The organism is Lutibacter sp. B1 (assembly GCF_012524075.1).
Lineage (GTDB): Bacteria > Bacteroidota > Bacteroidia > Flavobacteriales > Flavobacteriaceae > Lutibacter.
This window is the reverse complement of the sequence record NZ_JAAZUI010000015.1, coordinates 23,336-46,103: the sequence shown is the minus strand read 5'-3', so window position 1 is coordinate 46,103 and position 22,768 is coordinate 23,336. Positions and strand designations below refer to the sequence as shown.

At 30.3% G+C, this 22,768-nt stretch carries 23 protein-coding genes; 10 read left to right on the top strand and 13 right to left on the bottom strand.

The window, feature by feature from the left end; all coding sequences use genetic code 11:
• Positions 1 to 7: 7 nt before the first annotated feature.
• Positions 8 to 409, bottom strand: a complete 402-nt coding sequence (locus HGB55_RS10040; protein WP_168816762.1) for an ankyrin repeat domain-containing protein — start codon at positions 407 to 409, stop codon at positions 8 to 10.
• Positions 410 to 679: 270 nt separating this feature from the next.
• Here HGB55_RS10040 and gpmI point away from each other — a divergent pair, with 270 nt between their 5' ends.
• Positions 680 to 2,197 carry a 2,3-bisphosphoglycerate-independent phosphoglycerate mutase gene (gene gpmI, locus HGB55_RS10035; RefSeq protein ID WP_168816761.1) on the top strand — a complete coding sequence of 506 codons (1,518 nt, stop codon included), beginning with the start codon at positions 680 to 682 and terminating at the stop codon, positions 2,195 to 2,197.
• Positions 2,198 to 2,209: 12 nt separating this feature from the next.
• Complete coding sequence (locus HGB55_RS10030; RefSeq protein ID WP_168816760.1) at positions 2,210 to 2,740, top strand: thioredoxin family protein; 531 nt, start codon at positions 2,210 to 2,212, stop codon at positions 2,738 to 2,740.
• A 58-nt stretch (positions 2,741 to 2,798) separates the two neighbouring features.
• Here HGB55_RS10030 and HGB55_RS10025 read toward each other — a convergent pair whose 3' ends face one another.
• Positions 2,799 to 4,070, bottom strand: a complete 1,272-nt coding sequence (locus HGB55_RS10025; RefSeq protein WP_168816759.1) for an acetyl-CoA hydrolase/transferase family protein — start codon at positions 4,068 to 4,070, stop codon at positions 2,799 to 2,801.
• Between the two features lie 161 nt (positions 4,071 to 4,231).
• On the opposite strand from HGB55_RS10025, the gene map reads away from it, so the two are divergent.
• Both map and HGB55_RS10015 read left to right on the top strand, forming a co-directional pair.
• Entirely contained in the window at positions 4,232 to 5,041 is an 810-nt protein-coding gene (gene map, locus HGB55_RS10020; protein WP_168816758.1) for a type I methionyl aminopeptidase, read from the top strand.
• Entirely contained in the window at positions 5,041 to 5,802 is a 762-nt protein-coding gene (locus HGB55_RS10015) for a class I SAM-dependent methyltransferase (protein WP_168816757.1), read from the top strand. Before map ends, HGB55_RS10015 begins: the two co-directional genes overlap by 1 nt.
• Before the next feature lie 6 nt (positions 5,803 to 5,808).
• Here the strand turns inward: HGB55_RS10015 and HGB55_RS10010 are convergent, their stop codons facing one another.
• Positions 5,809 to 6,798 carry an FAD:protein FMN transferase gene (locus tag HGB55_RS10010; RefSeq protein ID WP_168816756.1) on the bottom strand — a complete coding sequence of 330 codons (990 nt, stop codon included), beginning with the start codon at positions 6,796 to 6,798 and terminating at the stop codon, positions 5,809 to 5,811.
• A 144-nt stretch (positions 6,799 to 6,942) separates the two neighbouring features.
• Here HGB55_RS10010 and HGB55_RS10005 point away from each other — a divergent pair, with 144 nt between their 5' ends.
• Positions 6,943 to 7,788 (top strand): OmpA family protein, encoded by an 846-nt coding sequence (locus HGB55_RS10005; RefSeq protein ID WP_168816755.1) that lies wholly within the window; start codon positions 6,943 to 6,945, stop codon positions 7,786 to 7,788.
• Between the two features lie 67 nt (positions 7,789 to 7,855).
• Here HGB55_RS10005 and HGB55_RS10000 read toward each other — a convergent pair whose 3' ends face one another.
• The 7 genes from HGB55_RS10000 to HGB55_RS09970 all read right to left on the bottom strand — a co-directional run bounded on the left by HGB55_RS10000 (position 7,856) and on the right by HGB55_RS09970 (position 14,343).
• A complete protein-coding gene (locus HGB55_RS10000; protein ID WP_168816754.1) occupies positions 7,856 to 8,233 on the bottom strand; it encodes a Na(+)-translocating NADH-quinone reductase subunit F in 378 nt (125 codons plus the stop codon).
• A 70-nt stretch (positions 8,234 to 8,303) separates the two neighbouring features.
• A complete protein-coding gene (gene nqrF / locus HGB55_RS09995) occupies positions 8,304 to 9,614 on the bottom strand; it encodes an NADH:ubiquinone reductase (Na(+)-transporting) subunit F (protein WP_168816753.1) in 1,311 nt (436 codons plus the stop codon).
• A gap of 2 nt (positions 9,615 to 9,616) precedes the next feature.
• Positions 9,617 to 10,327 (bottom strand): NADH:ubiquinone reductase (Na(+)-transporting) subunit E, encoded by a 711-nt coding sequence (nqrE, locus tag HGB55_RS09990; protein WP_168816752.1) that lies wholly within the window; start codon positions 10,325 to 10,327, stop codon positions 9,617 to 9,619.
• Between the two features lie 61 nt (positions 10,328 to 10,388).
• Entirely contained in the window at positions 10,389 to 11,036 is a 648-nt protein-coding gene (locus tag HGB55_RS09985; RefSeq protein WP_168816751.1) for an NADH:ubiquinone reductase (Na(+)-transporting) subunit D, read from the bottom strand.
• A gap of 3 nt (positions 11,037 to 11,039) precedes the next feature.
• Positions 11,040 to 11,786, bottom strand: coding sequence for a Na(+)-translocating NADH-quinone reductase subunit C (locus HGB55_RS09980; protein ID WP_168816750.1), 747 nt, complete (start codon positions 11,784 to 11,786; stop codon positions 11,040 to 11,042).
• Positions 11,787 to 11,789: 3 nt separating this feature from the next.
• A complete protein-coding gene (locus HGB55_RS09975; protein ID WP_168816749.1) occupies positions 11,790 to 12,989 on the bottom strand; it encodes an NADH:ubiquinone reductase (Na(+)-transporting) subunit B in 1,200 nt (399 codons plus the stop codon).
• A gap of 4 nt (positions 12,990 to 12,993) precedes the next feature.
• On the bottom strand, positions 12,994 to 14,343 hold the full coding sequence (locus HGB55_RS09970) for a Na(+)-translocating NADH-quinone reductase subunit A (RefSeq protein WP_168816748.1): 1,350 nt from the start codon (positions 14,341 to 14,343) through the stop codon (positions 12,994 to 12,996).
• Between the two features lie 191 nt (positions 14,344 to 14,534).
• On the opposite strand from HGB55_RS09970, the gene HGB55_RS09965 reads away from it, so the two are divergent.
• Together HGB55_RS09965 and apaG are read left to right on the top strand one after the other, a co-directional pair.
• Positions 14,535 to 15,779 carry a DUF5103 domain-containing protein gene (locus HGB55_RS09965; protein ID WP_211047381.1) on the top strand — a complete coding sequence of 415 codons (1,245 nt, stop codon included), beginning with the start codon at positions 14,535 to 14,537 and terminating at the stop codon, positions 15,777 to 15,779.
• Positions 15,780 to 15,835: 56 nt separating this feature from the next.
• Positions 15,836 to 16,222 (top strand): Co2+/Mg2+ efflux protein ApaG, encoded by a 387-nt coding sequence (gene apaG, locus HGB55_RS09960; protein WP_168816747.1) that lies wholly within the window; start codon positions 15,836 to 15,838, stop codon positions 16,220 to 16,222.
• Between the two features lie 13 nt (positions 16,223 to 16,235).
• Here the strand turns inward: apaG and HGB55_RS09955 are convergent, their stop codons facing one another.
• Entirely contained in the window at positions 16,236 to 16,940 is a 705-nt protein-coding gene (locus HGB55_RS09955) for an NRDE family protein (protein WP_247649201.1), read from the bottom strand.
• A 105-nt stretch (positions 16,941 to 17,045) separates the two neighbouring features.
• Between HGB55_RS09955 and pruA the strand changes: the two genes are divergently transcribed.
• Positions 17,046 to 18,764, top strand: coding sequence for an L-glutamate gamma-semialdehyde dehydrogenase (gene pruA, locus HGB55_RS09950; RefSeq protein ID WP_168816746.1), 1,719 nt, complete (start codon positions 17,046 to 17,048; stop codon positions 18,762 to 18,764).
• Positions 18,765 to 19,059: 295 nt separating this feature from the next.
• Here the strand turns inward: pruA and HGB55_RS09945 are convergent, their stop codons facing one another.
• Both HGB55_RS09945 and rsmG read right to left on the bottom strand, forming a co-directional pair.
• Positions 19,060 to 19,239 (bottom strand): hypothetical protein, encoded by a 180-nt coding sequence (locus HGB55_RS09945; protein ID WP_168816745.1) that lies wholly within the window; start codon positions 19,237 to 19,239, stop codon positions 19,060 to 19,062.
• Positions 19,240 to 19,304: 65 nt separating this feature from the next.
• Entirely contained in the window at positions 19,305 to 19,931 is a 627-nt protein-coding gene (gene rsmG / locus HGB55_RS09940) for a 16S rRNA (guanine(527)-N(7))-methyltransferase RsmG (protein ID WP_168816744.1), read from the bottom strand.
• Positions 19,932 to 20,082: 151 nt separating this feature from the next.
• On the opposite strand from rsmG, the gene HGB55_RS09935 reads away from it, so the two are divergent.
• Positions 20,083 to 21,180 carry an acyl-CoA desaturase gene (locus HGB55_RS09935; RefSeq protein ID WP_168816743.1) on the top strand — a complete coding sequence of 366 codons (1,098 nt, stop codon included), beginning with the start codon at positions 20,083 to 20,085 and terminating at the stop codon, positions 21,178 to 21,180.
• 10 nt (positions 21,181 to 21,190) lie between these two features.
• Positions 21,191 to 22,378, top strand: coding sequence for a pyridoxal phosphate-dependent aminotransferase (locus tag HGB55_RS09930; RefSeq protein ID WP_211047380.1), 1,188 nt, complete (start codon positions 21,191 to 21,193; stop codon positions 22,376 to 22,378).
• Positions 22,379 to 22,768: the final 390 nt, after the last annotated feature.

Genomic DNA, 22,768 nt, shown 5'->3' with positions numbered 1-22,768 from the left:
AACAAATCTATTTTTTATTTTTTTTCATTTCCATAGCTTTTTTAATAATATCATAAGCTTCTGTAGCATTAGACATTTTAGCGTAATCTAAAGCAGTATAACCTCCTCTATCTGATTTTATTTTAAGTTTTGCACCACTCTTAATTAATAAAGTAACTATATCAACTTTATTATGGCGTGCAGCAAACATTAATGGAGTTAAACCTGTAGATTTTTGATTAATATCTTGCCCTTCTTCAATTAGTGCTTTTACGGCATCATAATCTCCCATTTGTATTAACTTACAAAATGGATTGACATTCGTATTATAAATAACCGAATTTATTTCATCATTTACTATTGAATTTTCTGATTTTGCAAAACCAAAAGTAAATGTTAATAAAGCAATTAATAAAACTAGTTTTTTCATAATAATATTATTTTAGGTTAATGTGGTTTTATACTATAAAGACTCTAAAAAGAAGATTTTGTTATACTTAAAACTGTTAATTAACAACTCTTTAACTTTCGGTTGATGTGAAGTTTACAAAAACTGATGTAAGAAGCACAAACTAAATAAATTAAAACAAAACTTTCTAAATCGTTTTAGTAACTTTAACTATAATTAACAGCCAATTAAATGATGTTAAACGTATTACTTTGTATATTTGGCATACAAAAAAACTAATACATATTTATAATGAATAAGAAAGTAATTTTAATGATTTTAGATGGCTGGGGAATAACACAAGATCCTAAAGTATCTGCAGTTTTTAATGCTAAAACTTCTTTTATTGATAGTTTATATCCTAAATATCCTAACGCAAGTTTACGTACAGACGGCGAACATGTTGGTTTACCTAAAGGTCAAATGGGTAATAGCGAAGTAGGACATATGAATTTAGGTGCCGGTAGAATTGTTTACCAAAACTTGGTTAGAATAAATATGGCTGTAGAAAACAAAACATTAGGAACTGAAAAAGTATTACTAGATGCGCTTTCTTATGCCAAAGAAAATAATAAAAATATTCATTTATTAGGATTAGTTTCTGATGGAGGAATTCATTCTCATATTGATCATTTAAAAGGTTTATTAGATGTTGCAAACGAAAATAATGTTAAAAACATATACTTACATGCATTTACTGACGGAAGAGATTGCGATCCAAAATCGGGTAAATTCTTTATAAATGATATTCAGGAATACATGAATAATACAACCGGTGAATTGGCTTCAATAACTGGACGCTATTTTGCTATGGACAGAGATAAAAGATGGGATCGTGTAAAAATAGCTTATGATGCTGTTGTTAATGCTACAGGAATAAAATCTACCAATGCTATTAAAAGTATTGAAGAAAGTTATAGCAACGATGTAACTGATGAGTTTATAAAACCTATTATAATGACTGATGAAAATGACACACCTAAAGCTAAAATAGAAGCTGATGATGTTGTTATTTTCTTTAATTACAGAACAGATAGAGGTAGAGAACTAACGCAAGTACTTAGCCAAGAAGATTTACCGGATTTTGGTATGAAAACTTTACCGCTTTACTATGTTACAATGACCAATTATGATGAAACTTTTAAAAACATCAAAGTAATTTACAATACCGATAATTTAGAAGAAACTTTAGGTGAAGTATTGGAAAAAGCCGGTAAAAAACAAATAAGAATTGCCGAAACCGAAAAATATCCACACGTAACTTTTTTCTTTTCAGGAGGAAGAGAGCAAGAATTTAAAGGTGAAAAACGCCTTTTATGTCCATCACCAAAAGTTGCAACATACGATTTAAAGCCTGAAATGAGTGCTTATGAAATTAGAGATGCTATTATTCCTGAATTAAATAAAAAAGAAGTTGACTTTGTTTGTTTAAACTTTGCCAATGGTGATATGGTTGGGCATACAGGTGTTATGGAAGCTGCCATTAAAGCTTGTGAAGCAGTTGATAAATGTGTAGAAGATGTGGTTACAACTGCTTTAGAGAATGATTATACCACCATTATTATTGCCGATCACGGTAATTGTGAAACCATGATAAACCCTGATGGAACACCAAATACAGCACATACAACAAATCCTGTTCCTTTAATTTTAGTTGATAAAGATTTAAAAGAAATTAAAGATGGTGTTTTAGGAGATGTTGCTCCAACAATTTTAAAATTAATGGGAATTGAACAACCTAAAAAAATGACTCGTTATTCTTTAGTTTAAAAATTAAAATACATGAAAAAAACAATTTTACTATTTATATTAATTACAACTATAATTGGCTGTACTGCTCAAAAAAAGGATGTTACAGCTGTTAAAGACGCATCTGGAAATTTAGTAGGTGTAGCCAATAAAGAAAGCTTTTTACAAGAACCTTTTAATAAATGGTTTACACCAAATTATGATATTTATAAGATTGATGAAGATGTGCTAAATAGTTTAAAACCTCTTTTAAAAGATATTCATATAAAAGCCTTTATGGGAACTTGGTGTGGAGACAGTAAAGAACAAACTCCTGTTTTTTATAAAATTTTAGACGCTTCTGACTTTAATTATAAGAACCTCCAACTTATTACTGTAAACAGAAGTAAAGAAACTCCAGATAATTTACAAGAAGGATTCAATATTGAAAGAGTACCTACTTTTATTTTCTATAAAAATGAAAAAGAAATAGGTAGAATTGTAGAATATCCTCAAGAATCAATTGAAGCCGATATGCTAAAAATTGTAAGTGGACAACCTTACAAACATTCATACGAAGATTAATTGTTTAAATATTTTTGTGAAAAAGCCATTATAAAATTTTATAATGGCTTTTTTTATTTTAATACTTGAAAGCTTCAAAATATTCTCGTTCTATTGCCTCCCTATGATCTGGATGTGCAATTCTAATTAATTCGCTTGCTCTTTGCTCAATAGTTTTACCATACAAATTAGCCACACCATATTCGGTAACAATATATTGTACATGTGCTCTTGTTGTTACAACACCGGCGCCTTTATATAAAAATGGTACAATTCTACTAATTCCTTTTTTTGTAGTTGAAGATATCGCTATTATAGCTTTACCTCCTTCACTTAATGATGCACCTCTTATAAAATCCATTTGACCACCAACACCGGAATATAATCTTGTTCCAATTGAGTCTGCGCAAACTTGACCGGATAAATCAACCTGAATCGCTGAATTTATTGAAACCATTTTAGGATTTTGTTTAATAACATAAACATCATTTACATAATCACATGATCTCATTTCAATAAAAGGATTGTCATCAACATAATCATACAAACGTTTTGTGCCAGCCAAAAAAGTAGCTAAAGTTCTTCCAGCTCCAACACCTTTATAGTTTCCGTTTATTACATCATTTAAAATTAAATCGATAACACCATCAGAAAGCATTTCAGTATGTATACCTAAATCTTTATGGTTTCCCAGTTTATATAAAACTGAGTTTGGTATGGTTCCAATACCCATTTGCAAAGTACTTCTATCATCAATTAACTCAGCTACATAATCACCTATTTTATCTTCCACCTCAGTAGGTGCAGGAATTATAAACTCAGGAATTGGCGTATTCACTTCAACAAAAGTATTCAATTCAGAAATATGGATAATTCCTTCACCATGAACTCTTGGCATTTGCTCATTTATTTGAGCTATTACATGTTTTGCATTATTTATAGCTGCCACCGTTGCTTCTACAGAAACTCCCAAAGAACAATATCCATGTTTGTCTGGAGTTGAAACCTGAATTAAGGCTACATCAATTGGAAGAATATTTCTTTTAAACAATAATGGCACTTCACTTAAAAAAACCGGGGTATAAGAACCATTTCCTGCTTTTAAAGTGTGACGTACATTTTTACCAATAAAAAATGAATTTACATGAAAGCTATCTCTATACTTTGGATCTGCATAAGGAGTTTTTCCTTCAACATGTAAATGGCATACTTCTACATTTCTAAGTTCCTCGTGCCGGGCAGACATGGCGTTGATTAATTCCTGTGGAACTGCCGCTGCAGCCTGAATATACACTCTGTCGTTTGATTTTATAACTTTTACAGCTTCTTCAGCCGTTACTGCTTTATACATAACTATAATTCTAAAATTAGATATCAAATTTACAAATCATTTTAACCAAAAACCCTGTCAAAAGTCACTTTATGGCACAACAATAGTTGTGGTAAATAACATTTATCAAACTTTGAAATTATTTTTTTTAAAGTACCTTTGCGAAATAATTCTGTGAATACATGATAAAAATTAAAACTCGCGAAGAAATTGAGTTAATGCGTGAAAGTGCACTTATAGTATCAAAAACTTTAGGTATGCTTGCTAAAGAAGTAAAACCAGGAGTAACTACATTATATTTAGACAAACTTGCAGAAGAATTTATTCGTTCTCATGGAGCTTATCCTAGTTTTTTAGGATTGTACGACTTCCCTAACAGTTTATGCATGAGTCCGAATGCGCAAGTTGTACACGGAATTCCAAATGATAAACCGTTAGAAGACGGAGACATTATATCAATTGATTGTGGTGCTTATAAAAACGGATTTCATGGTGACCATGCTTATACTTTTGAAGTTGGAAATGTTACTGAAGATGTGAAAAAGCTATTACAAGTTACTAAAGAAAGTTTATATATTGGAATTCGTGAATTCAAGGCAGGTAATAGAGTTGGTGATGTTGGTAGTGCCATTCAAAATTATTGTGAAAAACACAACTATGGAGTTGTTAGAGAATTAGTTGGTCATGGAGTAGGTAGCGAAATGCACGAAGATCCTGAAATGCCAAATTACGGACGTAGAGGTAGAGGTAAAAAATTTATTGAAGGTATGGTTGTAGCCATTGAACCAATGATAAATTTAGGAACACATAGAATAACTCAACTTAAAGATGGGTGGACTATTTTAACCAAAGACGGAAAACCTAGTGCTCACTTTGAACACGATGTTGCTATAGTGAATGGAAAACCGGAATTACTATCAACCTTCAAATATATTTATGAAGCCTTAGGTATTGATAGTAATGAAGAAGATGAGTTTAGAGAAAATCTTTAATGAATCTTTTTAAATTTATATTAAACAATATACCTCGCCCAATTTTAATTAAAGTTAGTTATTGGGTTAGACCATTAATTTCAATTTATTTAAAAGGCAATAACTATACTGACCCTATTGATGGCAAAAGTTTTAGAAAGTTTTTACCTTATGGCTATGAAAAACAACGCTTAAATGTTTTATCTCCAAGCACACTTTCGTTAGAAAGACACCGATTGCTTTGGCTGTATTTAAAAAATGAAACTGACTTTTTTACAACTCAAAAAAAAGTGTTGCATATTGCTCCTGAGCAATGTTTTTTAAAAATTTTTAAAAAACAAAAAAACTTAGATTATATTACTGCCGATTTATATTCTCCAATAGTAGATATTAAAGCCGATATTTGTGATTTACCATTTAATGATAATAGCTTTGATGTTATTTTATGCAATCATGTTTTAGAACATATTGAAGATGACCATAAAGCAATGAGTGAACTATATAGAGTTTTAAAATCCGGTGGTTTGGGGATTTTTCAAATTCCACAAGATTTAAACAGAGAAAAAACCTATGAAGATTTTTCAATAACTTCACCTGAAGAAAAAGCAAAACATTTTGGACAATATGATCATGTTAGAATATATGGTAAAGATTATTTTGACCGCTTAAGAAATGTTGGTTTTAAAGTTCAAGAAATTAATTATTCCAAAGAACTAACTGAAGAACAAATTACTAAATACTGTTTAACTAAAGGAGAAATATTACCTGTTTGCTTTAAATAAGTGAGATTAATTATCGAAATTCTCGGTTTTGAACGTTTTTAAATTGCCATTTTCATCAGCAAAAATTAAAAATGCTTTTAACTCGGTGTGATTTTCTAAAAACTCTTTTGATTTTTCCAATCCCATTGCCATTAAAGCTGTAGCATAAGCATCAACATCTGCACAATCTAATTTTGAAATTACTGATGCACTTAACAAATTACTCTCGTTTGCATAACCTGTTTTGGTATTAATGGTATGCACATATTTTTTTCCATCTTCAGCAATTCTGTATTTTCTGTAATTACCCGAAGATGCAATAGATTCGTTATGTAATTGAATAGTAGTTGCAAAAGAACGTGTTCCGTCAAAATTAGGGTTTTCAATAGCAATTCTCCAAGGCACACCTTTATCATTAATGCCTCTTGCTCTTATTTCACCACCAATCTCAACCATATAATTTTCAATTTCTGATTGTTCAAAAAGCTTTCCAATATCATCCACTAAAGAACCTTTAGCTATAGCATTAAAATCAAAATAAATTTCAGGATACAATTTTTGCACCTTTTTATCTATCAGGCTTACTTTATTAAAACCTACATATTTTAAAAGTTCTTTTATTTTTACAGAGTCTAAGTTTTCTATTTTATCTCCAGGTCCAAATCCCCAAGCGTTTACCAAAACACCTACTGTTGGATCGAACATACCATTGGTTTCTTGATAAATTTTTTCAGATTTATAAAATACTTCTTCAAAAATTTCATCAACAATAATTGTGGTATCGCCTTTGTTTATTTTTGAAATGTCCGATGTAGATATATATGTGGAAAGAGAATTGTTTACTTTTTTTATAATACTATCAATCATAGTATCAAATTCTACATCATCTTTGTTATCTAAATATCGAATTGAAAAAGTGGTTCCAATTGCATTGCCTTCAATAGTTTTTAAGCTATTCTCTTTATTTTTACAAGAAAGAAAAATAAAAACCATCAAATACAAAATATATCTTTTCATTTTCTGTTATTTATTAATAAACACTATAATTTAAGCCTGTAAATATAAGATTTTAAAATTTCTTAAATTCATCTTAAATTATTTAGTAAATGTAAAACTTTAACATCTTTTTTCTAAATTTGTTCACATTAAATAATTAAAATTATGAGAAAAATATTTGCGTTAATGATTTTAGCATCTGTGATGCTAAGTTCATGTGTATCACAAAAAAAGTATACCGAACTAGAAGATTCACTTACTAAAAAAAGCCAAGAACTTGTTGATGTTAAGGCTGATTTAATGAAGTGTAAAGTTGAAAATGAAGGTAGAGTTGTTGCGCTTCAACAACAAGTTGAAAGTCTAAAAAAAGACAAGGACAAAACATTAGAGTATGTTGATAATTTAACTGTATTATCTAAGTCTGCATCAGATAATATTAAAGAAACATTATCACAAATGGCTAAAAAAGATGAGTACATTCAACATATTCAAAAAGCCATGAATCGCAAAGATTCTATCAATTTAGCTTTAGGATTTAAATTGAAAAGTGTCCTAAAAGAAGGATTTAATGATGAAGACATTGTTGTAGATGTTGAAAAAACAGTAGTTTATATTTCAATTGCTGATAAACTTTTATTCAAAAGCGGTAGTGCTACAATATCTAATGAAGCAAAAAGAGTGTTAGGTAAAGTAGCTGAAGTTGTAGGTGCTCAACCTGATATGGAAGTTATGGTAGAAGGTTATACCGACAATAAACCAATAAGTACTGCAGATATGAAAGACAACTGGGATTTAAGTGTTAAACGTGCTACATCAGTTGTTAGAGTATTACAAGATGATTTTAACATTGACCCTAAACGTTTAATTGCTGCAGGTAGAAGTGAATATCTGCCATTAGAAACCAATGATACTGTTGAAGGTAGAGCAAGAAACAGAAGAACGCGTATTGTTTTAATGCCTAAATTAGATCAATTCTTCGATTTACTTGAAAGCAAAGTTGAAGTTAAATAACATATATTTTAAAACAAAAAAAGCTCGCTAATAGCGAGCTTTTTTTGTTTTATACAAAGTGTTGTTATTAGTTTAATTCAACATCCAACAATTGTAATCCTTCGTATTGTAATAAATATTCTTCATCTTTTTTTGGAGGTTCTCTTTTGTTTATCACACTTCCTAATCCTACACCTGCAAATAAAACTTTTGCATTGTTTTTTCTTGCATGATTTTTGAAAGTTTCCATCCAAACCACATCAAATGTTATAGGTCTCTCAGTTATTTCAGATGTTTTCACTATTACAAAATATCTCTCGTTATTTTTATCAATACAAACAAACTGAGGGTGTTTTTTTAATTTACTATTAATTGCAATAAACTCAAAACCTCTTCTTTCTAGATCCTTTCCAACTATATTCATCGCTAAATTGTGTAATTCTTGATTTGTAAGTGATCTTCCCATAATATTTAAAATAGGTTCATAAAAAAATCCGATACAAAGGTATCGGATTTTATTTTATAATTTATTTAGATTAACCACCAAAGTCGTCAAATCTAATATTTTCATCTGGTAAACCAAAATCTTGTCCCATTTTTTCAACCGCTTTATTCATTAATGGAGGACCACAAAAATACAATTCAATATCTTCAGGAGAGTCGTGTTTTGATAAATATTGGTCAATTACAGCATTATGTACAAAACCTGTAAAACCATCTCCTTCAGCATCATTTACATCTTTTTTGTTTACCCAATTATCTTCAGGTAATGGCTCTGATAATACTACATAAAACTTAAAGTTAGGAAAAACTTTTTCTAATTGATGGAAATGATCCAAGTAGAATAATTCTCTTTTAGATCTACCACCATACCAATAAGTTACCTTTCTATTTGTTTTTAATGTTTTAAATAAATGATACAAATGTGAACGCATTGGAGCCATACCGGCACCACCGCCAACATATAACATTTCAGCATCAGATTCATTTATAAAGAACTCACCATAAGGGCCTGATATAGTAACTTTATCACCAGGTTTACGTGAGAATATATATGATGATGCAATACCCGGATTTACATCCATCCAAGCATTTTTAGCTCTATCCCATGGTGGTGTAGCAATACGTACATTTAACATTATTTCTCTTCCTTCTGCAGGATAAGAAGCCATTGAATAAGCACGCTCAATAGTTTCAGGGTTTTTCATAACCAATGGCCATAGACCAAATTTATCCCATTCTTGTTTAAACTTATCTGGCGTTTCATGCTCATCAGGGTGTGCTGTAATATCAATATCAGAATATTTTATTTCGCATGGAGGTATCTCAATTTGAATATATCCTCCTGCTTTATAATTCATATCCTCCGGAATTTCAACAACAAATTCTTTAATAAAAGAAGCTACATTATAATTTCTAACAACAGTTGCTTCCCATTTTTTTATACCAAACACTTCTTCAGGAATAGAAATATCCATATCCTGTTTAACTTTTACCTGACAAGCTAAACGAGCTCCTGCTAATAATTCTTTTCTAGTAAAATGAGGTGTTTCTGTAGGTAATGCTTCGCCACCTCCAGAATGCACATGACATTCACACTGGATACAAGTACCACCGCCACCACAAGCTGATGGTAAAAATATTTTAGCATTTCCAAGAGTAGATAATAAAGATCCTCCTGAAGCTACTTCAATTTCTTTTTCTCCGTTAATTTTAATTTTTACAGGGCCTGATGGTGCTAACTTTTCTTTCACAACCAATAATAATGCAACCAATAACAGTGTTAAAACTAAAAATGCTATTACTGTTGCAACAATTGTACCTATAGTATTTACTGCTAATATCATGTTTATTCTTTAATTTCTTTTTGATTATTAGCTAAATCATTAGCCTCTTTAGTTGTCTCTACTTGTACAGTTTTTGTTTCAGCTTTTTCTTCATCACCTCCTGTTAACATTCCTCCAAAACTCATAAATCCTATCGCCATTAATCCTGTAATTATAAAAGTAATTCCTAAACCTCTTAATGGCCCGGGTACATTTGAATATCTAATTTTTTCACGAATTGCTGCAATAGCTAAAATTGCTAAAAACCAACCAATACCTGAACTAATACCATAATTAAAAGCTAAACCTAAAGATGGTATTTCACGAGATTGCATAAATAGTGAACCTCCTAAAATAGCACAGTTTACAGCTATTAAAGGCAAAAAGATACCTAATGAGTTATATAATGCCGGAGAAAATTTCTCAACTATAATTTCAACTAATTGTACCATTGTAGCAATGGTAGCAATAAACATTATAAAAGATAAAAAGCTTAAATCGTATTGAGCATATTCAGGGCCCAACCAAGCTAAAGCGCCATCTTTTAATATATAAGTATCTAACAGCCAGTTTAAAGGAACTGTAATTGCCATTACGAAAATTACTGCAGCTCCTAAACCTACTGCGGTTGACACTTTTTTAGATACTGCAAGGTATGAACACATTCCTAAGAATGTAGCAAACACCATGTTATCTACAAATATTGACTTAAAAAATAATTCTATATGTTCCATATATTTTAGTTTTCAGTTTTCAGTTTTTCAGTAAATTAATTACTGTAACTGAGAACTAATTTTAATGCTCTTCTATTAAATCTGTATTTTTATAACGCTGTACCCATATAATAATTCCTACAGTAATTAAAGCCATTGGTGCTAATAGCATAAAACCATTATTTTCATAACCAAAGGCATAAACACCTGTTTTTTCTATAGGATCTCCTAAAACTCTAAATCCTAATAAAGTACCAGATCCTAAAAGTTCTCTAAAAAACCCTACTATTATTAAAATTACTGCATATCCTAAAGAGTTTCCTATACCATCTAAGAAAGATCTCCAAGGTCCGTTAGCTAAAGCAAATGCTTCAAAACGCCCCATAATGATACAGTTGGTAATAATTAAACCAACGAATACAGAAAGTGTTTTACTTAATTCGTAAGCAAAAGCTTTTAACACTAAATCAACAATAATTACAAGAGCTGCAACTACAATTAATTGTACTATAATTCTAATTTTTGGAGGAATGATGTTTCTTAATAATGATATAACAACATTTCCAACTCCTAATACAAATAATACTGCAATAGACATTACAATTGATGCTTTTAACTCAGCTGTAATTGCTAATGCAGAACATATACCTAATACCTGAATGGTAATTGGGTTATTATCTGCTAAAGGATCTTTAATTAATTTTGCGTCTTTTTTCGATAAAAGTCCCATAAATTATTGCTTTATTGTTTTTAAATATGGTAGATACATTTTTAAATCTTTTTTTAACATAGCTGCTAAACCATTCCCTGTAATTGTTGCTCCAGCTATTGCATCTACTTCAAAATCCGTTTTATCCATGTTTTTTGGATCAGCATTCCCTTTAGCTACAGTAATTCCTTTAAAACTATCTCCATCTAAAATATGCTCTCCGGTAAAATCATCCATAAAAAAACGTTCTTTAATATTTGATCCTAATCCCGGTGTTTCACCAGCATGATCAAAATAAACTCCTTGTACCACTAATTGATTATCTAGTGCTACATATCCCCAAATAGCATCCCACAAACCTTTACCTCTAACAGGAATTATATAAAAATCTCTTCCATCTTTATTTCCTATAAATAATGGTAATCTACGCTTATAGGTAGCTTTTTTTGCTAATTCAGCTTCTTTTTTAATATCAATTAAATATGCCGTACTGTCTTCTACTGCCTCCGTTCCGGTTATTACTAATTGTTTAGTTATGTATTTAGAGAATTCATCACCAACAATATCTTTTGAAACAAATGAAACACTACTTTCATCATTTTCATTAACTCCCATTGCGTATAAAATATTCTGTTGCTTTTCAATACGTTTATTTTCAGAAATTTTATCACTTAATGATGAAGCTACGTAAGCTAATAATATTCCTACAACAAGTACCATTCCTGTTGCAAACAGTACTGTATATACGTTACTTTCAGTATTTTTTGCCATTTGTTAAGCTGTTTTTACTTTTAAACGTTTTAATCTTCTTTTAACGTTACCTTGAACCACATAATGGTCAATTGTTGGAGCAAATACATTCATTAATAGTATTGCTAACATAACGCCTTCCGGATATGCAGGATTGAAAACACGAATCATTATTGAAAAGAATCCTATTAAAAATCCATAAATCCATTTTCCTTTAGTAGTTTGAGAAGCTGTAACCGGATCTGTTGCCATAAAAACAATTCCAAAAGCAAAACCTCCCAATAATAAATGATGCCAATATGGCGTGTTCATTAAAGTATAAAATTTAGTTCCTTCTTGAATCCAACCAAAATCTACAACACTATTGAAAATTAATCCCATTACTATTGCTCCAATAACTGATGATAACATGATTCTCCAACTACCAACTTTAGTAAATATTAAAAACAATCCTGCCAATAATATTAAAAATGTTGATGTTTCACCAACTGACCCCGGTATAAAACCGAAAAACATATCTGAAACTGAGTATCCAAGATCTGTTCCTTGTGCTAGGCTTCCTAAAATAGTTTCACCTGAAACGGCATCGAGATTGGCTCCTTCAATAATTTGGTTAGCTCTTTCTGCAGCTCCTGTAACCCAAACTTTATCACCACTCATCCAAGTTGGATAAGCAAAGAACAAGAATGCTCTAATAACTAAAGCCGGATTTAAAATATTCATTCCGGTACCACCAAAAACTTCTTTTCCAATTACTACTCCAAAAACAACTGCTACAGCAAGCATCCATAAAGGTATATCTACAGGAACAATAAGAGGAACTAACATACCTGTTACAAAATATCCTTCTTCAACTTCGTGTCCTTTAATTATTGCGAAAAGAACTTCAATACCTAATCCAACAACATAAGAAACAATTATAAGAGGTAATAACTTTAAAAACCCAATCCAAAATGCATCCCAAGATAAAAAGTCTACCGGCTCTCCAAAAGCTTGAAAATGCTGATATCCTGTATTGAACATTCCAAATATTAAACAAGGTATTAAAGCTAACACAACAATTGTCATTGTTCTTTTTAAATCATCTGCCGCTCTAACATGACCACCAGAGTGTGTAGTGTCATTAGGTGTGTATAAAAAAGTATGAAGTGCTCCAAAAGCAGGTGCCCACTTTTTACCTTTACCTTTTTCTTTTATATTATGTAATTTTTCTTTTAATCCCATAATTTTATCCTATTTCTTTTAACATTAAGTCTAAACCTTTTCTTATAATTTCCTGATGTGGTTGTTTAGACACACAAATAAATTCTGTTAAAGCAAAATCTTCAGGTGCTACTTCGTACATTCCTAATTTTTCCATTTCATCTAAATCTTGATACATGCAAGATTTTAGAATTTGCATTGGATAAATATCTAAAGGAAAAACTTCTTCATAAGAACCTGTAACCACAAAAGCTCTATGCTCACCGTTTGTATTTGTATTTAAATCGTATTTTTTATTAGGAAATAACCAAGAAAAAGTTAAAGCTCTTGTTGTTGATATTTTTTTGAAAACAGGTTTATTCCAGCCAAACATCTCATAATCGTCACCTTCAGGTATAACAGTAACTATATTATCGTAATAACCTAAATTCCCTTTTAAATCTTTCGCTTTACCTGTTAGTACATTTCCGCTAATAATTCTTTTACTTACTTCATTAAGTTTACCCTTAACAATTGAATCTATAGAAGCTCCTATTTTTGTTTTGTAATACTTTGGAGCTTTAACTGATGAACCTGCTAAAGCAATAACACGCTCAGCATTAAATTTGCCTGTTAACAATAATTCTCCAATAATTACTAAATCCTGAGGAGTAACAGTCCAAACAACTTCTCCTTTATTTATAGGATCTATTTTTGCAATTTGTGTACTAACATTTCCAGAAGGGTGTGGACCTGAAACTTTATGTAAAGTAATATTATTTAGCCCTGCAAATTGAGAACTGGAACTTTTACCAACCGAAACATGAACTTCTCCCTCAGTAAGTTTACTTAATGCAGTAACTGCAGCTTGTAATTCTTTTTCTTTACCTTCCAAAACATAATCATAATCAGCAGCTAAAGGTGCACTGGCGTATGCAGACACAAATATTGCCTTTGGCGTTTTAGTTGGGTTTGCAATTACATCATACGGTCTTTGCTTAATAAACGGCCAGCAACCGGCCTCCAGCAAATGACTTTTAACTTCTTCAGCTTTCATTGCTTTTGGATCTTTAATTCCAAAATCAACAAATTGCTGTTCGTTATCAGCTTGAATTTTGAACGCTAATATTTTTCTCTTTTCTCCACGAATAACATCAACCAATTCACCACTAACAGGCGAAGGAAATTTAATATCTTGATTAGCTTTGCTGTAAAAAACTGATTGCCCAGCTTTTAACTTTTCGCCAACTTTTAATGATAATTTTGGAATGATAGAGTGGAAATCTTCAGGTTTTAATGTGTATACATTACTAGATATTGCATCCTCGGTAACTTTCTCGGCTTCACCTTTCAGCTTAATATCTAATCCTTTTTTAATTCGAATGTCTTGTGACATATTTTAAGTTTATTTAATAGTCTTAGAAAACTGAGCAAAAATAAGAATTTATCATGTAGTTTATAACATTTTTTTTAATTTTTTATGTAACAAATATCAACTTGCTTTATCAATCTCAGTTTTATTACCTTTACAATTATATTTTTGGTATAACATTTGCTAAATTAACATCAACACTAATTCAATTTATCTTGAAACATCTTTTATTGTTTATTTGTGCATTCTTCCTATTTCAAATTGGTTTTTCTCAAACCCATTATTTTGAATCAGAAAATATTAAAACCATTATTTTAAAACCAACTTCAGTAAATAATTACGCGCCAATTATTGAACTTGGAGAAAAACTGACACTTAGTTTTGACGATTTAAATGCTGATGAACATGATTATACTTACAAAATAGAACATTGCACTTTTGATTGGCAACCTTCAAACTTAACTGATTCAGAATTTATTGATGGCTATGCTGAAGATAGAATAAGAGACTATGAGAATTCTTTCAACACATTACAACCTTATACAAATTATACCTTAACAATTCCCAATGACAATACACAAATTAAAATTTCGGGGAATTATACAATCTCTGTATTAAATGAGGATTCTAAAATTGTTTTTAAACGTAAGTTTATTGTTTACGAACCTGTTGTAACTGTTGGAGTTTCAGTTTACAGAAGCAGAAATATTAGTTATATAAACGAAAAACAATCTGTAGAATTTGTTATTAATCACCCTAATTTCACCATAAATAACCCAAGCGAAGAAGTTAAACCCGTTATACTTCAAAATAACAATTGGCAAACTGCAATTACAGGATTAAAACCTCAATTTTACAGAGGAAACGAATTGCTTTATAAATACAACAAAGAAACCAGTTTTTGGGGAGGAAACGAGTTTTTGTATTTTGACACTAAATCTATCCGAAATACAACATTAAACATTGCTAATATTGAACTTGGTGATGATTTATACAACACCTATTTATATACAGATGAAGAGAGAATTGATCAACCTTACACACGTTTTCCCGATATAAACGGGAATTTTATTCTCCGAACTCTTGAAAGTGATTATACCAATACCGATGCCGATTACAGTTGGGTTCATTTTTCTCTTGAAACATTGGAGGATCTTACAGGAAAAGAACTGTTTATTCATGGAAATTATAATAACTGGCATTTAGGAGAATCAAACAAACTAACATATAACCCAAAAACCGGTTTGTATGAAGCTACTTTATTATTTAAACAAGGATTTTATAATTATCAATATGTAACAAAAGACAAAAATGGTATTATAAGTAATCACGATATTGATGGTTCTTTTTACCAAACCGAAAATGATTACACCGTAATTGTTTACTACAAAAAGTTTGGAAGTAGATACGATAAAGTGATTGGTGTTGGATTTGCAAATTCCGAAAAAATAAACAACTAAGTTTTGATTTAATAATTTTACTATCTTTGAAATGAAAAACAAAGTAGTAAACTACTATGGTACAACAAGTAACAAATGGAATTAAAATTTCAGTAATTTCTAAATTTGAAGGCACCAGCTATAGAAATTACAAGCTTTATTTTGCCTTTTCTTACCAAGTTACCATTGAAAATCAGAGTAACGATACCGTTCAACTTTTAGAACGTCATTGGAAAATTTTTGATTCTTTAAATAATACCGAAATTGTTGATGGTGTTGGTGTTATTGGCAAAAAACCTATTTTAAAACCATCGCAAATACACACTTACAAATCCAATTGTTTTTTAACTTCTCCTATTGGAGCTATGAATGGTTTTTATAATATGGTTAATTTTACTACTACCAGAACATTTAAAGTATATATTCCTACGTTTCAATTAATGGTGCCAAACATCAGTAATTAAAAAATAAAAACTGCTACCTTAAAACCAGATTAGAAATTTCTCTCTTAACAACATCTTCATAATACATCTCAACAGTGTTTCTATCTTTTCTTACTGAAGTAATACTCACAGTTTCAACATAAGAACGCTTCATTAAAACAGCTTGTTTTTTATCTCCAATTTCAGAATGATGAAATTCCAAAATCCTATTTAGCGTAAATTCATTGGTATCAATCCAATTACTAAACCATTCTTTTCTTAAATTTTTAACTTCATCAGTATATAAAGTTGAAGAAGCCCAAATTTTAGGTTCATTTTTTAGTTTTTTAAAATACTTCTGCTTTTCATCCCAAATCCATTCAAATAAGTTTATTTCATTTTTACTCCAATCAATAATAACCATAGTAAAAGGCTCAACCCCTCTCAAATCCATATTTTCAATAAACTTATTGTTATCTCCTTCTTTTAAAAGTTCTTTCGCAATAACACCTCTACTTTTAGTGTAGCTATCTTTTCTTTTATGTTTTTTAAAAGCTCCGTTTAAAACACAAACCAATTTCTTTTTTGAACTAATACCAATCCAAGTTCCTCCAGCCAATTTATCTTTTGGAAAAAGCATTTTGACCCCATCTTCTTCATAAATTTTAGGATGAAAAGTTTCTCTTTCTTTTTGTTCATCTCTGTTAGAAGTTAATATAAAATCATTGTTTGATAAAGGCAAAAAAGTAACGGTACACATGCTGTTAAAATTAAGATACAGAGTATTGGTTTATTCCTATAAAAGTCGTTTCAATTTCGTAACTTTGTTAGCAAATTTAAATTAAAAAACTTAAAAATAAATACAATGGCTTCAGGATTTTATAAAGTACCAAAAGCAGTAAATGAACCTGTTAAATCGTATGCTCCGGGAACTCCAGAGCGAAGAGCTTTGTTAGATACATACAAAAAAATGTATAACGAACAAGTTGATATTCCATTTTATATTGGAGGAAAAGAATATAAAACAGGAAATACTATAGATATTCACCCTCCACACGATCATAAACATTGTGTTGGAAAATATCATACTGCCGATAAAGAGCATATTGAATTGGCCGTTAAAAATGCTGTTGAAGCTCGTGTAAAATGGGCTGCTACAAGCTGGGAACACAGAGCTGCTATATTTTTGAAGGCTGCTGAATTATTAGCAGGACCATTCCGTAATAAATTAAACGCTGCAACAATGATTGCACAATCTAAAAACGTATTTCAGGCAGAAATTGATTCAGCTTGTGAATTGATTGATTTTTTCAGATTTAATGTTGAATTTATGACTGAAATATACAGCAATCAGCCACAATCTGCTCCCGGAATATGGAACCGAATGGAATACCGTCCGTTAGAAGGTTTTGTGTATGCAATTACTCCTTTTAATTTTACATCAATTGCAGGAAACTTACCGGCTTCACCGGCTTTAATGGGTAATGTTGTTATTTGGAAACCTGCAAGATCTCAAGTTTATTCAGCTCAAGTAATTATGGAACTGTTTAAAGCTGCAGGATTACCGGATGGTGTTATTAATATGGTAACAGGAGATTCCGGCACAATTACAGATGTTTTATTGAATAATCCGGATTTTGCAGGTGTTCATTTTACAGGATCTACACCAGTATTTAACAGTTTTTGGGAAACTATTGGTAAAAATGTAGGCAAGTATAAATCGTACCCTAGAATTGTAGGTGAAACAGGAGGTAAAGATTTTATTTGGGCACATCCAACAGCTAATGCTCAAGAAGTAGCCACAGCAATTTCAAGAGGTGCTTTTGAATACCAAGGTCAAAAATGCTCTGCTGCATCTCGTGCTTATTTACCAAAAAGTTTATGGGAATCTATTAAAACATCAATCGAAAAAGATATTGCTTCCTTTAAAATGGGAGCTCCTGATGATACCACTAATTTTATCAATGCTGTAATTGACAGAAGAGCTTTTGATAAACTATCAAGTTATATAGATAAAGCAAAAGAAGATGCTGATGCTGAAATTATTATTGGAGGAAACTATGATGATTCTGTAGGTTATTTTATTGAACCAACTGTTATTTTAACTACAAATCCTCAATACAAAACAATGAGTACCGAATTGTTTGGGCCTATCCTTACAATTTATGTTTACGAAGATGAAAAATGGGAAGAAACTTTAGACCTAGTTGACAAAACCAGTGAATATGCTTTAACAGGAGCAATTTTTAGTGGAGACAGATATGTGATTGATATAGCAACAAATAAACTAGAAAATGCAGCAGGTAACTTTTATATTAATGACAAACCAACAGGAGCTGTTGTAGGACAACAACCGTTTGGTGGTGCCCGTGGTTCCGGAACTAACGACAAAGCAGGTTCTGTTTGGAACTTATTACGTTGGGTAAGCAACCGTACAATTAAAGAAACTTTTGTACCTCCAACAGATTACAGATACCCATTTTTAAAGGAAAGCACTATTGAAACTGTTGAAAAAGAAGTTGAAAGTGCCGTAGAAAAATTGAAAGAACTTGGTAAAGATTTAAAGAGCAAGTTCAAAAATTAACAACAATAAAAAACTCGCCTTTCGGCGAGTTTTTCTTTACTAATGTTTAAACATTTTATTATCGCGTATGTTTATTTATAAACTCCATCATTTCATCCAATTTAATAAGGGTTTTTAGATAAAATAAAGATAAAGCAACAAATTAGTTCATTTTTGATAATAAAATTTCTTTATATGTAAATTAATTAAGTTTTTTTACAAAAAATCACTTAATCATTATCATAACCACAAAATTACAAAGTGCAATAATAAATTTTTTATTTTAAAAATATGTAACTAATATCACTTTTTTTACTTACACTCCTCTTATTTTATCTACATCTGGTAACAAACCCACTAATTCTTGAGGGCTATGAATTAAAACAGGTATATGTTGTGGGCATAAATAAAAATAACTATCCTGGTAATAAAATTTAGTTACCGGTATTTCTTCTAAAGTTTTTTTGCAAACTAGGCACTCTTTTTTGTGTTCCATAAATATCATTTTATAAAAGACAAATTTATCTTTTATTTTTTATAAAAAAGATAACAAAAATCATATTATTTCTTTTTTATTGGAATATGTACCACTTTTTTTGTGTCAAAAAAATCTTCTTGGAAAAAATCTGTTAAATTATACAAAGTTGCTTTGGGAAAATTAACTAGTTCATCTGTTAAATCTCCTCCTTTTAAATATAAAATACCATTTTTTAAGGTGTGCTTTTGTTTTTTAGAAATTTTATCGCGTGTCCATTTTACAAAATCATCCATTTTAGTAACTGCTCTTGACACTACAAAATCAAATTCATCTTTAACCAATTCTGCTCTAACATGCTCAGCCTTCACATTTTTTAAACCAAGAGCTTTAGTAACCTCATTTACAACTTTAATTTTTTTTCCAATTGAATCAACTAAATGAAATTCAGTTTCAGGAAATAAAATAGCTAACGGAATTCCCGGAAAACCTCCTCCGGTACCAATATCTAGTATTTTAGCATTTGGTTTAAATGGTTGTACTTTAGCAATTCCTAATGAATGTAAAACGTGTCTTATATATAATTCATCTATATCTTTTCTCGATATTACATTGATTTGTTCATTCCAATAGGTATATAATTCTTCTAATTTAGAAAATTGTGCTACTTGATTGTCCGATAAATTTGAAAAGTATTTTAAAATTACTTCCATATATGTATATTTATTGCAACAAATTTACAGTTTCTTAAATAAAATTAACATCTTTCAAAAAAATGTTATTTTTTTCCCAAAATTTCTTTTACGAAATATAAATGGCTTATTTTTGGCGATAATTTATCTTTTATGATACTTAAATAAAATTATGATTAACAACACAATAAGCTTTTCAAGAATAGATAAAGCAAAATTTTTTAGGACTCTTAACAAAAGAGTAAATTCTCATTTTAAAGAAAATAAAATTAAACGAACAGGAAACTGGAAATTGTATACAAAAGCCATTATTATGTTTAGTTTGTTTTTAGTGCCTTTAATTTTGATATTAACAGTTTCAATGCCTCAATGGGTATTACTTTTATTAACAGTAGTTATTGGAGTAGGTTTAGCCGGAGTTGGAATGAATGTAATGCACGATAGCAACCATGATTCTTTTTCAAGCAAAAAATGGGTAAATAAATTAATGGGAAGCAGTATTTATATACTTGCCGGTAATGTATATAATTGGAAAGTGCAACACAATGTATTGCACCACACTTTTACTAATATACAAGGACATGACGAAGATATTGATGCAGGTAGGATAATCCGTTTTTCAAAACATGCTAAATGGCTACAAGTTCATAAATTTCAAAAGTATTATTCCTTTTTTTTATATGGATTATTAACTATTAATTGGGCTATTACTACCGATTTCAAACAAATGCGCAGCTATTTAAAACGCAAACTTTCTTATGGAGAATTTCCTAATCCTGCTAAAGAATGGACAGTTTTAATAATTACAAAAATAATTTACTACTTACTTTGGATTGTACTTCCTATAACTGTTTTAGACATAGCTTGGTGGAAAGTATTAATTGGATTTTTTGTGATGCATTATACTGCCGGAATGATTTTAAGTGTGGTTTTTCAATTAGCACATATAGTACCAAAAACTGAAATGCCTTTACCAAACAAAGAAGGAAATTTAGAACACACTTGGGCTGTACATCAATTATATACAACATCAAATTTTGCTCCTACTAATAAATTTGTTTCTTGGTATACCGGAGGTTTGAATCATCAAGTTGAACATCATATTTTCCCGCATATTTCACATATTCATTATAATAAAATAGCTAAAATTGTTAAAGAAACAGCTTTAGAATTTAATTTACCTTATAACGAATATAAAACCATGCGAAAAGCTATTATCGAACATTTTAAACAACTAAAAACTCTAGGTGTAGAACCAGCCTACGCCTAAACTTTATGTTATGAGCAATCAACTATCAAACAGAATTAACAGTTTACCAATTTCAGCAACATTGGCTATGGCAGCCAAAGCAAGAGAATTAAAAGGACAAGGAAAAGACATTATTAGTTTGAGTTTAGGAGAACCAGACTTTAATACTCCTGAATTTATTAAAGAAGCCGCTATACAAGCTATTCACGACAATTACAGTTCATACAGCCCGGTTGATGGTTATATGGATTTAAAACAAGCTATTTGTAATAAATTTAAGCGCGATAATAATTTAGATTATAAACCAAGTCAGATTGTAGTTTCAACAGGAGCAAAACAATCAATTGCTAACGTAGCACAAGTTTTGTTAAATCCTGGAGATGAAGTTTTATTACCAGCTCCTTATTGGGTAAGCTATTCTGCAATTACAATTTTATCTGAAGCTACTTTTAAAGAAATCCCTTCTACTATTGAAACTAATTTCAAAATTACTCCGGAACAATTAGACGCTGCAATTACGCCAAAAACTAAAATGATATTTTTTAATTCACCTAACAACCCAAGTGGAACAATTTACAGTGAAGATGAATATAGAGCTTTAGCAAAAGTATTAGAAAAACACCCGAATATTTATATTTTATCTGATGAAATATATGAACATGTTAGCTATGGCGAACCTGTTTTTAGTTTTGCAGCTATTGAAAATATGTACGACAGAACAATTACAGTAAATGGTATTGCAAAAGCTTTTGCAATGACCGGTTGGAGAATTGGTTATATAGGAGCACCTGAATGGATTGCAAAAGCTTGTACAAAAATGCAAGGGCAAATTACTTCAGGAGCTAACTGTATTGCACAGCGCGCAACTATAACAGCTTTAGAAGCGCCTATTTCTAAAATACAATACATGGTTGACGAGTTTCATAAACGTAGAGATATTGTTTTAGAATTATTAGGAGAAATTGATGGGTTTGAATTGAATATTCCTGGAGGTGCGTTTTATGTATTCCCAAATATTTCGGCTTTCTTTGGAAAAGAAATTAAAGGACATAAAATTGAAAACGCAGCAGATTTTTCTCTATTCTTATTAGCAGAAGCAAATGTAGCAACCGTTTCAGGAGAATCATTTGGAGCGCCAGAATGTATAAGAATGTCTTATGCTGCTTCAGAAGAGCAACTTCGAAAAGCCATTAAACAAATAAAAGAAGCTTTATCATAATAGCTTATATTTTAATGTTAAAAAAAGGAGGTGAAAATTACCTCCTTTTTTTTATAAATACCTTCTTTTAAAGCATTAAAACATACTTCATTTTTATAATTTTTTTTTAAAAGATATTTCAATTTATTCTATATTTGTACTGCTTTACAATGTATTGTAAGCAATATATACAATGCAATAAATTAATTTAAAGATTCAAGCTTTTGAAAATTAAGAAGTCATATTCAAAAGTAACCATACAAATAAGGTATTGAATCATAGGTTAACTTCTACAAAAGTCAAAATAGTATTTCTACTATTTAATGACATAATAAAACGTTTATTTTTTTGTTGGTAGGAATAATCCAGATTTTATATCTGCAATTCTTGGTATATGCAAAATAAAATAAA

Excerpts from the sequence above, each read along its gene's own strand:
- HGB55_RS10040 (WP_168816762.1), bottom strand. The coding sequence starts at position 409 with ATGAAAAAACTAGTTTTATTAATTGCTTTATTAACATTTACTTTTGGT.
- gpmI (WP_168816761.1), top strand. The coding sequence starts at position 680 with ATGAATAAGAAAGTAATTTTAATGATTTTAGATGGCTGGGGAATAACA.
- HGB55_RS10030 (WP_168816760.1), top strand. The coding sequence starts at position 2,210 with ATGAAAAAAACAATTTTACTATTTATATTAATTACAACTATAATTGGC.
- HGB55_RS10025 (WP_168816759.1), bottom strand. The coding sequence starts at position 4,070 with ATGTATAAAGCAGTAACGGCTGAAGAAGCTGTAAAAGTTATAAAATCA.
- map (WP_168816758.1), top strand. The coding sequence starts at position 4,232 with ATGATAAAAATTAAAACTCGCGAAGAAATTGAGTTAATGCGTGAAAGT.
- HGB55_RS10015 (WP_168816757.1), top strand. The coding sequence starts at position 5,041 with ATGAATCTTTTTAAATTTATATTAAACAATATACCTCGCCCAATTTTA.
- HGB55_RS10010 (WP_168816756.1), bottom strand. The coding sequence starts at position 6,798 with ATGAAAAGATATATTTTGTATTTGATGGTTTTTATTTTTCTTTCTTGT.
- HGB55_RS10005 (WP_168816755.1), top strand. The coding sequence starts at position 6,943 with ATGAGAAAAATATTTGCGTTAATGATTTTAGCATCTGTGATGCTAAGT.
- HGB55_RS10000 (WP_168816754.1), bottom strand. The coding sequence starts at position 8,233 with ATGGGAAGATCACTTACAAATCAAGAATTACACAATTTAGCGATGAAT.
- nqrF (WP_168816753.1), bottom strand. The coding sequence starts at position 9,614 with ATGATATTAGCAGTAAATACTATAGGTACAATTGTTGCAACAGTAATA.
- nqrE (WP_168816752.1), bottom strand. The coding sequence starts at position 10,327 with ATGGAACATATAGAATTATTTTTTAAGTCAATATTTGTAGATAACATG.
- HGB55_RS09985 (WP_168816751.1), bottom strand. The coding sequence starts at position 11,036 with ATGGGACTTTTATCGAAAAAAGACGCAAAATTAATTAAAGATCCTTTA.
- HGB55_RS09980 (WP_168816750.1), bottom strand. The coding sequence starts at position 11,786 with ATGGCAAAAAATACTGAAAGTAACGTATATACAGTACTGTTTGCAACA.
- HGB55_RS09975 (WP_168816749.1), bottom strand. The coding sequence starts at position 12,989 with ATGGGATTAAAAGAAAAATTACATAATATAAAAGAAAAAGGTAAAGGT.
- HGB55_RS09970 (WP_168816748.1), bottom strand. The coding sequence starts at position 14,343 with ATGTCACAAGACATTCGAATTAAAAAAGGATTAGATATTAAGCTGAAA.
- apaG (WP_168816747.1), top strand. The coding sequence starts at position 15,836 with ATGGTACAACAAGTAACAAATGGAATTAAAATTTCAGTAATTTCTAAA.
- HGB55_RS09955 (WP_247649201.1), bottom strand. The coding sequence starts at position 16,940 with ATGTGTACCGTTACTTTTTTGCCTTTATCAAACAATGATTTTATATTA.
- pruA (WP_168816746.1), top strand. The coding sequence starts at position 17,046 with ATGGCTTCAGGATTTTATAAAGTACCAAAAGCAGTAAATGAACCTGTT.
- HGB55_RS09945 (WP_168816745.1), bottom strand. The coding sequence starts at position 19,239 with ATGGAACACAAAAAAGAGTGCCTAGTTTGCAAAAAAACTTTAGAAGAA.
- rsmG (WP_168816744.1), bottom strand. The coding sequence starts at position 19,931 with ATGGAAGTAATTTTAAAATACTTTTCAAATTTATCGGACAATCAAGTA.
- HGB55_RS09935 (WP_168816743.1), top strand. The coding sequence starts at position 20,083 with ATGATTAACAACACAATAAGCTTTTCAAGAATAGATAAAGCAAAATTT.
- HGB55_RS09930 (WP_211047380.1), top strand. The coding sequence starts at position 21,191 with ATGAGCAATCAACTATCAAACAGAATTAACAGTTTACCAATTTCAGCA.